The organism is Emticicia oligotrophica DSM 17448 (assembly GCF_000263195.1).
Classification (GTDB): Bacteria; Bacteroidota; Bacteroidia; order Cytophagales; family Spirosomataceae; genus Emticicia; species Emticicia oligotrophica.
The window spans coordinates 2,143,487-2,159,523 of record NC_018748.1 but is presented as its reverse complement, the minus strand read 5'-3'; the positions used below and the strand labels follow the sequence as shown (position 1 = coordinate 2,159,523).

At 36.1% G+C, this 16,037-nt stretch carries 11 protein-coding genes; 8 read left to right on the top strand and 3 right to left on the bottom strand.

From position 1 onward, the window contains the following. Positions 1-64: 64 nt before the first annotated feature. The 4 genes from EMTOL_RS08910 (at position 65) to EMTOL_RS08890 (ending at position 6,451) form a co-directional block, all read left to right on the top strand. A complete protein-coding gene (locus tag EMTOL_RS08910; protein WP_015028946.1) occupies positions 65-1,180 on the top strand; it encodes an acyltransferase family protein in 1,116 nt (371 codons plus the stop codon). A 269-nt stretch (positions 1,181-1,449) separates the two neighbouring features. Next, complete coding sequence (locus EMTOL_RS08900; RefSeq protein ID WP_015028945.1) at positions 1,450-3,573, top strand: peptidase domain-containing ABC transporter; 2,124 nt, start codon at positions 1,450-1,452, stop codon at positions 3,571-3,573. A 39-nt stretch (positions 3,574-3,612) separates the two neighbouring features. Then, on the top strand, positions 3,613-5,022 hold the full coding sequence (locus EMTOL_RS08895) for an HlyD family secretion protein (RefSeq protein ID WP_015028944.1): 1,410 nt from the start codon (positions 3,613-3,615) through the stop codon (positions 5,020-5,022). A gap of 19 nt (positions 5,023-5,041) precedes the next feature. Then, positions 5,042-6,451 (top strand): TolC family protein, encoded by a 1,410-nt coding sequence (locus EMTOL_RS08890; protein WP_015028943.1) that lies wholly within the window; start codon positions 5,042-5,044, stop codon positions 6,449-6,451. 109 nt (positions 6,452-6,560) lie between these two features. On the opposite strand, the gene EMTOL_RS08885 is transcribed toward EMTOL_RS08890, so the two are convergent. Beyond that, entirely contained in the window at positions 6,561-8,756 is a 2,196-nt protein-coding gene (locus tag EMTOL_RS08885; protein ID WP_015028942.1) for a penicillin acylase family protein, read from the bottom strand. A gap of 275 nt (positions 8,757-9,031) precedes the next feature. Between EMTOL_RS08885 and EMTOL_RS08880 the strand changes: the two genes are divergently transcribed. Beyond that, positions 9,032-10,066 carry a hypothetical protein gene (locus EMTOL_RS08880; protein ID WP_015028941.1) on the top strand — a complete coding sequence of 345 codons (1,035 nt, stop codon included), beginning with the start codon at positions 9,032-9,034 and terminating at the stop codon, positions 10,064-10,066. A 60-nt stretch (positions 10,067-10,126) separates the two neighbouring features. On the opposite strand, the gene EMTOL_RS08875 is transcribed toward EMTOL_RS08880, so the two are convergent. Continuing rightward, the gene (locus tag EMTOL_RS08875) at positions 10,127-11,446 is read right to left on the bottom strand and encodes a DEAD/DEAH box helicase (protein ID WP_015028940.1); all 1,320 of its coding nucleotides are present in this window, start codon (positions 11,444-11,446) and stop codon (positions 10,127-10,129) included. A gap of 323 nt (positions 11,447-11,769) precedes the next feature. Here EMTOL_RS08875 and EMTOL_RS08870 point away from each other — a divergent pair, with 323 nt between their 5' ends. The 3 genes from EMTOL_RS08870 to EMTOL_RS08860 all read left to right on the top strand — a co-directional run bounded on the left by EMTOL_RS08870 (position 11,770) and on the right by EMTOL_RS08860 (position 14,708). Continuing rightward, positions 11,770-12,918: a DegT/DnrJ/EryC1/StrS family aminotransferase gene (locus EMTOL_RS08870; protein ID WP_015028939.1), complete on the top strand. Its 1,149-nt coding sequence runs from the start codon at positions 11,770-11,772 to the stop codon at positions 12,916-12,918. 99 nt (positions 12,919-13,017) lie between these two features. Further along, on the top strand, positions 13,018-13,923 hold the full coding sequence (locus tag EMTOL_RS08865) for a glycosyltransferase family 2 protein (protein ID WP_015028938.1): 906 nt from the start codon (positions 13,018-13,020) through the stop codon (positions 13,921-13,923). Positions 13,924-13,925: 2 nt separating this feature from the next. Then, positions 13,926-14,708 carry a class I SAM-dependent methyltransferase gene (locus tag EMTOL_RS08860; protein WP_015028937.1) on the top strand — a complete coding sequence of 261 codons (783 nt, stop codon included), beginning with the start codon at positions 13,926-13,928 and terminating at the stop codon, positions 14,706-14,708. 42 nt (positions 14,709-14,750) lie between these two features. Here EMTOL_RS08860 and EMTOL_RS08855 read toward each other — a convergent pair whose 3' ends face one another. After that, a complete protein-coding gene (locus tag EMTOL_RS08855) occupies positions 14,751-16,031 on the bottom strand; it encodes a UDP-N-acetylmuramoyl-tripeptide--D-alanyl-D-alanine ligase (protein ID WP_015028936.1) in 1,281 nt (426 codons plus the stop codon). Positions 16,032-16,037: the final 6 nt, after the last annotated feature.

Sequence of the window (16,037 nt, the reverse complement as noted above, 5' to 3'; positions counted from 1 at the left end):
AGTAAATACTCATTTTTAGGCACAAACGCCTGAAATTTGTCGTAATAACTAAAAAAACAATTTTATGAAAAAGCGACAATATTATCTTGACTGGATTCGTGTCATTGCCTTTGGCTTATTAATTTTTTACCACAGCGGAATGTTTTTTGTCGATTGGGGCTGGCACGTAAAAAACAATGTCATTGCCAATGGATTTAAAATTTGGATGGAAGTCATCAATCCTTGGCGATTATCTTTATTGTTTTTTATTTCGGGTGTAGGCGTAAGTTTTGCCATGAAATCTCGAACGAGCAAACAATTTATAGGCGAACGCACCAAACGCCTTTTGCTTCCACTGATTTTTGGAATGTTTGTCATTGTTCCTCCACAAATCTATTTCGAGCGTTTACAAAGCCAAGCATTTGAAGGTTCATATTGGTCATTCTACCCAAGTGTATTTGCATTCGTGCCCTATCCTGAAGGAAGCTTTAGCTGGCATCATTTATGGTTTGTGGCCTATCTTTGGGTATTTTCTCTTTTAGCCACACCTTTTTTTACATGGATTAAAGCTAAAAACCTACGCTTCTTTTCCTCTGATTCGAATGCATTGCTCAGATTAATTCTTCTGATAATTCCATTAGCCGCGACTTATTTTTTACTTAGAAAAAGCTGGCCTGTTACTCACAATTTAACCTCTGATTGGTACAATTTTACGCTATCACTGCTATTTTTCATTAATGGCTATCTTTTGGGTAGAGAAGCAAAAGTGTGGGATACCATAGAAAAAAATCGAAAAATATTTCTTTTTATAGCCATTTTCATCATTCTATTAAGCAAAACTTATGATGCATTATTTGGAGCACTTCCCGAAAACACTTGGAAAATATTACTTTTAAATAGTATTCTAAAAATGACTCATATTTGGTTTATGATTTTAGCCATTGCTGGTTTTGCCAAACATTATCTCAACTTTTCTAATAGTTTTGTTAGCTACGCAAACGAAGCAGTTTATCCGTTTTATATACTTCACCAAACGATTACGGTTTCGATTGGTTTTTATATGGCTGATTGGCCAATGAGCGTAATTCCGAAGTTTTTTATTTTGGTTTTGGGCACTTTTGGAGGTTCGTTCATGATTTATCATTTCCTTATAAAACCATTTTCTTTAACTCGAATTTTATTTGGATTAAAAAATAATTAAGCCTACTTTCAAAATTATTATTTAACATACAACTACCTATAAATTAATAGTAAAAAGACCCAATTTTAGGTTTCTAATGGTATTCTAATTAGGATTATAAACTCAAAACGGCAAATTTTGCAAAAAAAACGATAGAATTTACTTTTCTGAAACGTGTAAATTCAGTTTGTGCAAAACTATAAAAAACAATTTGTTCCAAGTTTTGTTTGAATTTTATACAGAAAACACTAGTCGTACTTTGTATAAACAGAAGATAATTATACGAATAAATGAAACCAGTCTTAGATAACATATTAGAAAAATTAGCTCTGTTTTTTGAATTTACTCATTACGGTGTTCAAACAAACTCTTCAATCGAGTCGAACGAAGATTTCATTAATCAGCTTCGTAGTACTATTGAGAAAAAGGGTATTGTTTTGATAGAAAATGAAGTAACTGCCAATCAAATCAAAGAGTTTGAGAAGAAAAGCACCACGCCATTTATGTTCTTGGATGGCAGTGGTGAAGGATACTTTTTTTTACCAAATAAAAAAAACAAAGTAAGTAAAGCTTTCAAAATCACAACCGAAGGCTTAGTTCAAATAGATAATATTTTCGAAAAGCTGAATTCTACCTCTGGTATGGTTCAGCTTTTTACATTTTTCCCCGTGGAGGCAATTGCTGAAGAAAATAATTCAACGGAAAAACTTTCACCATTCAAGAGGCTCATCAGCATGCTCCGCATCGAGCGACGAGATATTTTATCTATTTACGTATACGCCATTTTGATTGGGACTATCAGTTTAGCACTTCCATTGGGTATTCAAGCAATCATTGGTTTTGTACAAGGTGGGGTTTATTTTAGCTCTATTTACATACTTATTGGCTTGGTTATTTTGGCACTCGTTTTATCGGGAGTGATGCAGGTCATGCAGCTTACGATTGTCGAGTTTTTACAAGAGCGTTTATTCATAAAATCTGCCTTTGAGTACACCTACCGAATTACGAATATCAAAACCGAAGCTCTTCGTAATTATTATCCACCAGAATTGATGAATCGATTCTTTGATATTATTACGGTACAAAAAACATTACCCAAAATATTAATAGATGTAACTGCCGCCTTGATTCAGATTATCTTCGGTTTGTTACTTCTTTCAGCCTATCATCCTTTATTTATTGGTTTTGCCTTACTTACTGTTCTTATCATTTTCTTGGTCATCAGAATTTATGGTAAACGCCTACTCGATGCCAACATGGTAAAATCGAAGTATAAATTTAAGATTGCATATTGGCTGCAAGATATGGCTCGTATGACTGCCGTTTTTAAAATTGCTGGCGGAAGAAACTTCCCAATGCAAAAAATGGAACAACTATCGGGCAGTTATCTTAAATATCGTAAAAAGTACTTCAACTATTTACTTATTCTGTTTTATAATGCGGTTTTTTTCAAAGCATTAGTTGTAGGTGGTCTTCTGATTTTAGGAACCTATCTTGTTGTAAATTTACAAATAACCATCGGGCAGTTTGTAGCTTCCGAAATTGTGGTTGTTTTGGTAGTAAGTTCGGTTGAGAAAATTTTATTATCATTCGATTCAATATTTGATTTACTAACCGCCGTTGATAAGCTCGGACATGTCTCTGACCTTCCTCTCGAAAATCATAAAGGCATTCTTCGACATTTAGAGAATAAACAACAAGGTATTGGAATTGAGCTAAAAGGCTTAAAGTATAAGTTTGCCGATAGCTCAGATTTTGTCCTTAATAACATCAACCTAAAAGTAAAACCATCGGAGAAAATAGCCATTTCGGGTATCAATGGCTCAGGGAAAGAAACTTTCTTGAAGGTTTTAGCAGGAATTTTAGGCGATTACCAAGGGCTCATAGCTTATGATGGTATTTCTATTCGTGATATTCAGCAAGAGCATTTCTTTCTTTATGTGAAGAAAAATCAAACTGTTGATGCCATTTTCGATGGAACAATCTTAGAAAATATTACCCTTAATCGTCCGCATATCAACGACCAAGATTTAAGAGAAATATTAGAGGGACTTCAATTAAACGAAGGCATTGGTAAACTAAAAGATGGCTTACAGACACAAATTTTATCAGGTGGCCGTAGATTTTCTGACTCATTCAAGACTAAGCTAATTTTGGCTCGTTGTTTACTATCTCAGCCAAGACTTTTGATTTTATCTAATTGCTTCGATTCATTCAATAAACAAGAGTTAGATGCTATTTCTTCGTTTATTTTATCAAGAAGTAAGCCAACAACAGTTTTGATTGAAACAAAGAAAGAGAGTATCATGGAACAATGTGATAAAATAATATTAATGGATAAAGGACAAATTATCCAAGAAGGAACATTTAGTGAATTGAAGAAAGATTCAAGTTTCCAAAATTATTTATACTAAAATCTAGTTCATAGTTTTTTGTTAGCTCTCTATTTTGGAATGAAAAGTTCCCGAGCTAATCTCCAACAAAAAGTTTTAGATAGCAAGATGTTAAATTTATCAAATAATAATATTCCAGATTCTGTCAAAGAATCGAGTAATGCCTACTTACAGGAACTGGTCAATACACCCAAAGGTGCACATGTCTTGAAGCGTTGGCTATTGGGCTTTTTTATCATATTTATCATTACTTTGTTTTTGCCGTGGCAGCAAAATATCAATGGTAAAGGATACGTAACAGCCCTAAATCCTGCCGAACGCCCACAAGATATTCAAAACGTGATAGCAGGTAGAATTGAGCAATGGAATGTAGTGGAAGGGCAATTAGTAAGGAAAGGCGATACATTAGTTATACTTTCTGAATTAAAAGATGAGTATTTCGACCCCCAACTTCCTACTCGCCTCAATGAGCAGCTACAAGCAAAAAAGGAAGCATTAAGTAGTTATCAAGCGAAGTCTGATGCTTTGCAAAAGCAAATAGAAGCTTTATCAAATAACTGGCAATTGAGTCTTGAAAAAGCTCGAAATAAAGTAAAACAGAATCGGGCAAAAGTAAGTGCTGATAGCTCTGATGTAATAGCGGAGCAGCTTCAAGTTAAAATTGCTCAGGACCGTCTTCAACGTGGACTTACCCAAGAAAAACAAGGTATATTATCGTTGAATGAAATCGAAACTCGACGCTTAAAGTTTCAAGAAACTCAAAACAAATTGATTTCGGTTCAAAATAAGCTAGCAATTTCAAAGCAAGAATTAATCAATAGCCAAATCGAACTTAATTCGGTTAATGCCGAATATGCCGAAAAAATTGCCAAAGCCCGTTCTGATAGGAGTTCAGCCTTAGCTTCCATTGCTGATGGACAATCTGAACTTTCGAAATTAGTAAACAAACAAGCAAGTGTCGATATTCGTCGAGGTCTTTATGTAGTAAGAGCTCCACAAGATGGTTATGTAGTGAAAGCTATGAAAACTGGTATTGGCGAAACATTAAAAGAGACTGAATCAATTTGTACACTTCAGCCCGTTAATCCAAACTTGGCCGTCGAACTCTACGTAAACGCAATGGATGTTCCGCTTATTCAACAGGGTCGCATTGCTCGTTTAGAATTTGAAGGTTGGCCAGCTATTCAGTTTTCAGGTTGGCCTTCGGTTTCGGTTGGTACATTCGCTGGAAAAGTGAAGGTTATAGATATGGTCAATAGTAAAAATGGTCAGTATCGTTTATTGGTTACTTCAGATGGTGGAAATTGGCCGAAACAATTACGTGTAGGGTCTGGTGTCTATGGTTGGATAATGCTCGATGATGTACCTGTATGGTATGAATTGTGGCGTCAACTCAATGCTTTCCCTCCGAGTTTGAAAGAAGCTCCTGAAGATGAGACGAAAGATAAAGATACATCCGAAAAGAAATAAAAACATATTGAAACCAAAAATGAAACTAACCAGAAAAAACATATACATTTTGGGGCTGAGTTGGTTACTGAGTTTATTTTCTTTGAAGGTTTTTTCTCAAAAAACAGAAGTTTTTTCTTTTCAAGATTTTCAAGAAATTGTACTTAAGAACCATCCAGTTATCAAACAAGCTAATTTATACTTGGATGATGCAAAGGCCGAATTGATACAAGCAAGAGGACAGTTTGACCCAAAACTATCCACAAATTTTGATAGAAAATCGCTCGATGGAAAAGATTATTATAACCGCCTTGAAAGTACATTAAAAGTGCCTATTTATAGTGGTATTGAGCTTAAAGGTGGCTATGAACAAAATTCAGGTACTCGACTCAGAAGCGATGAATCTGCCAGTTTGATATTTACAGGCATTAGCGTACCTCTCGGACAAGGCTTGCTCATTGATGCTCGCCGAAACACACTTTTACAAGCAAAATTATTGGGCAATATGGCTCAAGCAGAACGCCAAAAGACCCTCAATAAGTTTATTTTTTCGGCAGCTAAAGATTATTGGGAATGGTATCTGAGTTATCAAAAACTTAAACTCAATCAAGAGGCTTTTCAGATGGCTGACGAGCGTTTTAAATTATTAAGCGAACGAACTAGGATAGGCGAAGCAGCCGCTATTGATAGCATTGAAGCAAGAATTACGGTACAAGACCGCTCAATTGCCTTAGAACAATCAATGTTAGAATTTCAAAATGCTTCGCTTGCTCTATCTAATTATTTATGGAATTCTTCTGAACAGCCCCTTGAACTTAGCTCTAATTTCATTCCGCAAGAAACCCAAGGGGTAGCAATTGAACGCCAAAAAGTTGATGATATTCTTAAAAACCTTGAGCAAAATCACCCAGAAATTGCCAAGATTATTTTAAAACAAAAACAGTTAAGAATTGAAGAGGGTTTTAGAAAGGAAATGCTCAAACCCCAATTCAATGTGAGTTTCAATTTCTTACAAGTACCATTAGCTTACCAAAAAGAAAGTGTCCCAAGTGGATTCTTAGTCAATAATCATAAGATTGGCGTCAATTTCGAAATGCCTTTGTTTTTAAGAAAAGAACGAGGCAAATTACAATCGGTTAGAATTAAGCAATTACAAACATCTTTCGATAAAACCATTATTGAACGAGAATTGAGGATTGCGGTAGAAAGTGCCTATAATGAAGTACAAAATTTAGCCAAACAAATCGAACAACAACTCGTTGCCAATAGTAACCAAGCTAAGTTATTGGAAGCAGAAAAGCAGAAGTTCCTTTTGGGTGAAAGTACATTATTTTTAATTAACTCAAGAGAAACCAAATTGATAGAAATGAAAACTAAACTCGAAACGCTTAAATCGAAATACGAAAAAGCCATCGCCACTTTGCAGTATTCAGGAGCCGTGCAGCTTTAGAAAAAGCTAACTTCATAAAAGTAATTATAATGATTTATTAAGTTCATTTCTGTTCGATTAATCAATAAAAAAGCCTGTAAAATATCAATTTACAGGCTTTTTTATATTTTTATTCGCCAGGATGATAAGTCCGCTCGGCGTTTTTCAATACATCTTCTTTGTAGAAAAGTACATCTTTAAATTTGCCTTTGGTGTACATTTCCAATTGGTCGGTGAAGTGTTTAGAGCTTGGGTCGCCACTTTCACCACCTGCTAATAATGACTTAGCTTTTATTTTGGGTCCAAATTCAACTGCACAAATAAAACTATTACCACTAACCCCATAACGTTTCTGAGTACCTGCATAATAACGGCTATTATAAGAAGGCAACATTCCCCAAAGTGCGGAAGCAAAACCTACTGGATAACTTGGTTGGGCATCATCATACTTTTGTTGAATATCTGACGAAACTCTTTGATAACGATTTATCTCGCCCCAAGGCATTTTCCATTTACCAAATTTCTTTTTCAAATCATTTACCACAGTCAGTAATGGAGGTAAAACCTGCTCAGGAGTGGCCGTTGCAGCAAATCGTTTCACGTTGGCCACTTGGTCGTCTTCACCTTCGTCAATGTATAATTTTTGTAAAGTAGCACTAAGTTTGCCCGCCCACTCAATCGCTAACGTAGTAGCCACTGAAGTTTCTGAAGTATGATAATCCCATTTTTTTAACTCCGAAATTGGTTCACTCAACGCTGCATAAAGTGAATCAGTTGGTTTTACATTTTTCTCAAAAATATTAATCAAAGAAGGAATCAATACTTCAAAAGCAGCCAAATTTGTATCATATCCTGCTGCAATGACTTTATCAAGTGTATAGCTTTTTTCTCGGTCTAAAACCTTTACAGCATTTACACCTCTAAAATTCTCGCCATCGGGTGCCATGTATGGTGGGTAATCTGCTTTTTTCGGACTCATCACCCCGGCCGCGGAAAATGGTGTAGAATTACAATTTTGTAGCCAACCATTTACAGGATTATATACATGAACCGTTTCATCAACTTTGTGTAGGCCTTTCCATTCGGTAGCTGAAGTACTACCATCCATTACTTTTGCCCAATTATACTGACGGTCACGTACTGGAATGAAGTTTCCATGCCAAAAAGCAATATTCCCTTTATTATCGGCAAAAACAGTACTATTTGAAGTATTTGCTCGTAAATCCATGATTTGCTTGTATTCTTCAAAGCCTTTTGCTTTAGTACGCTTCCAACTCTGAATCAAGCTTGTCATTGAGCGATTATATGATTTTAAGCTAATCCATTGGTCATTTCGTTTAGCCATTATTGGCCCGTGATGCGTATAATAAGTAGTAAAAACTCTAGTTTTTAAACCATCTCCATCTTTGTAGCTTATGCTTATTTTTTTCTCCGTAACTGGCTTTAATTGTTTATCATATTCATAAAAATACTTATCGCCTTTCTTCGAAATTTTTTCAGCATATACATCAGCCACATCTACATTACAAGAAGTATGCATCCAACCACAATAATCATTAAAGCCTTGATAAACAAACATTTGCCCCCATGTTACTGCCCCATAAGCATTTAAACCTTCTTCACTTGATACTTGTACTTCAGGTCTGAAATAAAAAGTTACGTGCGGATTAATGTATAGAATGGCATTACCCGACGCCGTTACTTTCGGTGAAAATGCAAACCCATTAGAACCCGTCTGGTTTTCTGGGTCTTTAGGTTCGGCAACATAACTTACCTTATCTCCTGAATAGAAATTTTTAAGTTCGGCAGTAGTAATATCGGCCGTACTGATTGCACCAATACTTCCATCAGTCCATAAAAGTGGATACCATGGTTTGAAACGTGTTAATAAAGCTGGCTTTGTATTTGGGTGCGTATATAAATAAAAATTAATACCGTCGGCGTAGGCGTTGAGTAATTTTCTCATCCATGGCTCGGCTTTGTTGTAGTCGGCAATGGCCTCAGTTGTATCAATTAATAGTTTGATTTGTAAATCATCGTAAAGGCTACTTTCTCCTTTAATTTCCGACATTCTACCCAATTTTTCGATGTAATTCATCTCAACTCGTTTGAAATCATCTTCACATTGTGCATATAATAAACCAAAAACTGCATCAGCATCTGATTTCCCATAAATATGAGGAATACCCCAATTATCTCGAATGATATTTACTCGCTTAGCTGTCTGTTGAAACCGACTAATTTCAGCAGCAGAAAACGTTTTTGAGATTGTTTTTTGGGCAAATATTGAAAATGGTAAAAGTAATAGAAGTAAAAAGGTTTTCATATAAAAGGTTTAATGCGTTTGAATGATGAAAAATAGACAAACAAACTTACACAAAATTGTAAATAAGATTGATATCTAGGGCAGGTTTTTAACCTATCTGTGGGGTATATCTTTAGGTAATCTTATACTTTTACTCTTGTTTATTGACAGGTTGAAAACCTGTCCTACAAGTCAAAAAAATACATTAACAATCAATTAACAAATCTACAGCAAACCTTTTAATACCTTTCTGCATCTAAACAGTAAATTAGAACAAATTAAATTAATATAAGACAATGAGAAAATTCATGATAGCCGCAATAATGGTATTCGTAACTGTTTTTTCGGCAAATGCTCAATATGGTGGTGTTTATGATAATTACAGTAATGGCTATGATGATGACCGATACTACTACGATGACGAATTTGATTGGCATTGGGATATTCGTGTACGCATCAGCAATGGTATTCAGAATGGACTAATTACACGTAATGAAGCGAACCGTTTGTACCGTCGTTTGGAAGATGTAGAACGTAAAGAATATATCTATTTATCTGATGGTATTTATATGGGTTGGGAACAACGTGAAATATGGGACGACGTGGCTTATTTAAATCGTCAAGTTGGGCTTGAACTCTATGATTACGATCGTCGTTTTTATGGTTTCGATCTTGCTTGGAATGACCTCCGTGGTTATCCTCGCTGGTATTACCAAGGCGGTTTTGATTTCTACCGCTTCGACCGCCGTGGCTTTGGAAATATTCGTTTTGGATATACTCCACGCACTAATTATAGAGGATGGTATCACAATGACCGCAACCGAATTGCCCGCGAATATTATAACGAGCGTAGTCGTTATCGCTCAAATCCTCGTACTTATGATAATGGTCGCTATGAAAGCCGTAGATATGACAATAATAATTCGAGAGGTGGCTATGATAATAGCCGTGGTTCACGCCCAGATTGGAATAACAATGAGCGAGGAAGAGGTAATGATAATAACCGTAGCAGCCGACCAAGTTGGAATAATAATGAGCGTGGTTCAAGAGGGGAAATTGAAAATACTACTTCAACTCCTATCGAACGTAGCCCTCGTGATTATGGTAATGAAACAAGAAATAATCGCCCAAATGCAGGCGAAAGCCGTTCGGATAATTACGGACGTGGCAGTGGCGTAGAGCATAGTCGTAGCGAACGTGACGTGCCAAACACTTCAGAAGGCAATCGTGGTCGTGGAGAACGTAACTCAGAAGGAGGCCGTAGTGAACGCAGTGAAAGACCTTCCAATGAAGGTGGTGGCAGAGGAGAAGGAAGAGGACGCAGAAACTAATCAATTATAAAAACAACAATCGAGTTGGCTTTTATATGCCAACTCGATTGTTGTTTAGGCTTATCGTGCAATCTCTATCTTGTATTTCTTGCCTTTCATTTTTTCATTTCGAATTAACTGCAAAAGAACCTTTACTTTTTCTCGTTTTACAGCAACAAAGGAGGTAAAATCTTTTACTTCAATTAAGCCCAAATCTTCTTTTTCTAATTGCCCTTTTTGTGATAAAAATCCAACAATATCTATTTTATTAATTTTATTTTTCTTGCCACCACTGATATAAAGTGTCTCATAATCAGGCAACTGTGGCAATGTTTTTTTACCTAAAAGGTTAATCTGCTCAATATCTTTTGCTAAATAATGCGGGCGATTTTCTTCCTCAGCAAGCACTACGTAGGCCGTACCTGTTGCGTGCATACGTGCAGTTCGGCCGTTACGGTGAATAAACTCATGTTCTTGTAATGGCAAATGATAATGTATCACGTGCTTCATCTCAGGAATATCAAGCCCTCTTGCACCCAAATCAGTTGTGATTAGGTACTTTACACTTCCATTTCTAAATTTTACTAAAGCCAACTCTCTATCATCTTGCTCCATTCCACCATGATAAAAGCTTGCTTTCAAACCCATACTATTCAAATATTGACTTGTTCGTTCGGTTGCATCTCTGTGATTACAAAATACCAGTGCAGCTTCGGAGTTGAGCATGCACAATAAATCAAACAAAGTATTGAGTTTATCTTTCTCAGGTGAAATTACTTCACATAGGTGTAATTGTTGATTTACAGATGAATCTTTCGATAAAAAATCTAAAATTTTGGGCGATTTTAAATCTACAAACTCTGGTACTTCAATGCCCGCAGTTGCCGATACTAAAATTTTCTTTTTTAGGCGTCTTAGATGATTTATGATAAACAACATTTGCTCATGAAAACCTAGTTCAAGTGATTTATCAAATTCATCTAAAATCAACGTTTCAATATTATCTAAACTAAAAGTATTACGTTCGATGTGGTCGGCTATTCTTCCAGGTGTTCCTATCAATAAGGCAGGTGGAGAACTTAAATTCTGAATTTCAGTTTGCATAGAATGTCCTCCATAACAAGTATTTACTTTAAAACCCGTTGACATCTTTTTCCAAACTTGCTCAATTTGTAAAGCCAGTTCTCTCGATGGAACTAATATCAGAGCCTGAACTTGCTTTTCATCTGTTTTGAGTAATTGTATTAATGGCAGTAGAAATGCCAAGGTCTTTCCTGAGCCAGTCGGTGAAAGAAGCATCACTTCTTTTTGAGCCACTATATTTTCAAAAGCGGCCTCTTGCATCGGATTGACTTTTTTTATCTCTAATGCGTCTAATGTACTTTTTATTTGTTCGTTCATGATACAAATTTACTAAACATTATCTTCAATTTGATTAAATTTTTAGTTGTTTAACCTCCTTTTTAATTATTTCTTCGAATAAGCTAAAGTGCTTAAAATGTGCATTTTACAATATCTATTTTAGCTACCAAATCGAACTTTATATAGATTAAATATTAAAAAAATATGACAAAAGTCTTTTTTTTATAGAATAATAAAATTAATAATATTATCTTTGCTTTAACACCCTATCTATATACTCAGCTGAGTTGGGGGCAGTTTTAAACGTGTAAAAAATTACCCAGAGTTTTCTGGCCATCTAACCTAAAAATACTATTTTTTTTATGACCGCTGAAAAGCCTATGAACGAGTTCCCTGTCATGGATACCAATGATGGAATCGTTCTATTTCATCCAAATATTCCTGCCAAAGCTGCTTTGAATGTAGCTGAAGTACTAAACACTCGATGGATTGGCCAAGGACCAAGAGTCGATGAGTTTGAGCAAAAGTTCGAACAAAAATTTACTAACCCTTGCAAAAGCCTTGCAGTTGGTTCAGGAACTGATGCACTTCATTTAGCCTATTTATTAGCTGGCCTCAAAGAAGGCGATGAAGTGATTGCACCGGTATTTACTTGTACAGCTACCAATATCCCATTTCATTATATGGGGGTAAAAATTGTTTTTGCCGATGTTGATGCGAATCTCAATATTGATGTGAAGCACGTGGCTGAACTAATCACGCCAAAAACAAAAGCAATTGTTTGCGTTCATTACGGTGGTTTACCTTGCGATATGGACGAGCTTTGGGAGCTTGGCCGTAAGCACAACTTAGCCATCATTGAAGATGCCGCTCATGCCGTTGGAGCCAAATACAAAGGGCAGTATATTGGTAGCCAAAGCGATTTTACAATGTTTTCATTCCAAGCAATCAAACACATTACTACTGGTGATGGTGGGATGTTAGTGGTAAAAGATAAATCATTGGTAGAAAAAGCCAAACGCCTCCGTTGGTTCGGTATTGACCGTAGCAGTAAACAAAAAGGCATTTGGGAAAATGATATCACTGAAATTGGTTATAAATATCAAATGACCGATATCGCGGCAAGTATTGGCTTGGCCGCTCTTGAAGAGTTTGATGACCACCTTGAGCATCGTCAAAAACTTTATCGCTTATATTGCGATTTATTAAAAGATGTGAAAGGAATTAGAGTTATCGGTAGTGAATATACTGACCGTGAACACGCTGCGTGGCTACTCACTGCCGAAGTGGATAATCGTGAAAACCTTATGAAGCATCTTCGTGAGCATGGCATAGAATCAGGACAAGTACATTATCGTAATGATAAGTATAGTATTTTCGGAGGACGTACTCCAGGGAAATTCCCTAAAATGGACGCCATTGAAGATAGATACTTGGTTTTGCCTCTTCATGCTAAAGTAACTGAAGAAGATGTTGCCTATATTGCCTACATTTTGAAAAAAGGCTGGTAAAAATAATTACGCATAAAATGAAGAATCAAGATTTCATACTAATGAACGCTTGATTCTTCATGACACATCCTTCTGGAAAACCTACCTTAACCCCTCCTCATGGATTTTTTTCATAAAAAAGTAGCTCTAAACTACTCTCCTGTTTTTTCTATATTAATTCCTTCTTGGAATAATCTCGACTACTTGAAATGTGCGGTTAATAGCATTAGAAAAAATAGTCGATATCAGCATCAAATTATTGTACACGTTAATGAAGGCAATGATGGCTCAGAAGACTGGGTAATTGCACAAGGTGACATTAGTTATACGAAAAGCTCTCAAAACTCTGGTGTTTGCTATGGTTTCAATGCTGCTTCGCATTTGGCCACTGCTGATTATTTGGTTTTTATTGATGATGATATGTACCTCTGTCCTGACTGGGATTTTTACCTATACGAAGAAATCAAACTACAAAAGGATGACAAATGGTGTATCAGTGGAACCATGATTGAGGGGTTCGACAAAGGCAATCCATGTGTCATTGCAGATAAAAACTATGGTACTCATCCATCAGAGTTTAATGAGGAAAAGTTCTTAGCCGAATATGCAAGCTACCCAAAAGATGATTGGAATGGGAGTCAATGGTATCCGATGGTGCTTCCTACTTTTGTGTACCGTGCTGTTGGTGGTTTAAGTATTGAATTTTTCCCGGGAATGTACAGTGACCCTGACTTTATGATAAAACTATGGCATTATGGCGTAAGATACTACAAAGGTTTGGGAAAGAGCAGAGTGTATCATTTTGCTAGCCGCAGCACTGGGCGTGTGAAACGAAATGATGGGAGAACAGAGTTTATCTTAAAATGGGGATTGAGTAGCAATACTTTTTTCAAGAATTATCTAAAAATTGGCCCTAAGTTTTTAGGTACCTTACCAGCTCCTGAGGAAAACTTTACCCTTAAATTAAAGAAACAAATCGACCGCTGGAAAGTTAAATTTAAAACGCGTCCAATTGATATTTCTTAGCCATGCCCAATTTCAAAAGTCTTATCAAGCATGTACCTCATTCTCGTGGCTATGCCCTTGAGTTTATGCATAGATTTCTTTCTGAACATGACGTAAAAGATAAAACGGTAATTGATGTGTCGGCTGGCTCGGGTTTTGTTGCCAACCTTTGGCATAATGCAGGAGCAAGTGTACAATCGTTTGATATGTATCCTGATGTTTTCAAAAGTGAGGCAATTAGTTGTTCATTCATCGATTTGAATCAGCCTCTAAATATTGCATCTGCAACCGCTGATTATGTTTTATTGATGGAAACCATTGAGCATATCCCGAATCAGACTTTTCTCTTACAAGAATTATCAAGAATACTCAAACCCGATGGTACGCTTATCATCACCAAACCCAATAACAGTGGTTTGAGTGGTCGTTTAGGGAATTTATGGGTAGAGGCAGAACGTGGAAATATGTTTTTATCGAATGAAGCCAGTGTGATAGGGTACGACGATACCCATATTTATAACGGACGTGTATATTTGTGTACTGCTCAACGCCTTCGTACTTTAGCTGGTTTAGCTGGTTTAAAGCTCAAAGAAATACATCCCAATAAATTGAGTGGAAGTTCTCTAGTTTGGTTCGTAATATTTGGAGTTTTCCTAAAGATTCGTTCATTTCTTACATTAAAGCGAATGTTAAGAAAAACTCAAAATGAGGTGGAAAAGCAAATATTAAAAGAACAGCACGCATTAAATACTAACTTGACTCTACTTCTACACAAACATTTGTGTGTAAGTTTTCAAAAAAGATAAAAGAAAAGGTCTCGTATTCTACGAGACTTTTTCTTTTATCTTTCATAAGAATTGTACAACCGTTTCTAAACTAACTCCTCGAGAGCCTTTAATCAACACATAAGAATCTTTTAGTTGCTTATCAATGAGCCAGTTATGCAGAGAAAATTTATCAGAGAAATAAAAGGCATTTGGTAAAAATTCGAGTGCGTTGGTCATTAATTCACCAAACAAAACTACCAAATCAAAATTACCTTTAGCTACCAATTCTCCAATCATTCGGTGTTCGGCAGGGCCTTCTTCTCCTAATTCAAACATATCTCCCAAAATCACTACTTTCTTTTTAGAAGTTTGCAAGTTGATAAAATTCTGAATAGATGCCGACATCGACGAAGGATTAGCATTATAGGCATCTAATAAGATACTATTACTGCCTTTTTCTACAATCTGAGAGCGATTATTATCTGGATTATATTCTGCTGCTGCTTGATTAGCCAATTCGGCTGGCACACCAAAATATTTACCAACTGCAAGTGCAGTAGCGATATTATCGAAATTATATGCACCCGGCAAGTGGCTATCATAACTTACTCCGTTTACTGAAAATACTGCCACAGGTGAATCTTGTAAGAGTTTTACTTCATCGTTATTCAAATAATCTATTCGTTCTTTGAATTTACGTTGTGAAGCCATCGTAAGTAAAGACTCACTATTATTGTTGACGAAAACTGTTCCACCCGATTTGGCCAAAAAGTCGTATAGTTCGCCCTTACCTTTCTTTACCCCTTCAACTCCTCCAAAACCTTCTAAATGTGCTTTCCCAACATTGGTGATAAACCCATGTGTTGGTTCGCAAATAGTACATAAATCTCTAATCTCTCCTTGATGATTAGCTCCCATTTCGATTACCGCAATCTCATAACTATCATCAATGCCTAAAACCGTCAATGGAACCCCAATATGGTTATTATAATTTCCTTTAGTAGAATACGTTTTATATTTCTTTGATAAAACTGCTGCGACTAACTCTTTTGAAGTTGTTTTGCCATTAGAACCAGTCATGCCAACGAAAGGAATATTTAATTGTTGACGATGATAGTTTGCTAATTTCTGAAGCGTATAAAGCACATCTCCAACCAAGATACAGCGTTCATCAATGACATATTCTGCCTCATCAATTACAACATAACTCGCACCTTTATTCAGGGCTTCTTGAGCAAAAGTATTTGCATTAAATTTCTCTCCTTTTAGAGCAAAAAACATTACTCCTTCGTCAATCTTACGAGTATCTGTCGAGACACCATTACTGGCTTTAAATTTTTGATAAAGTTCGGCGATAGACATATTTTT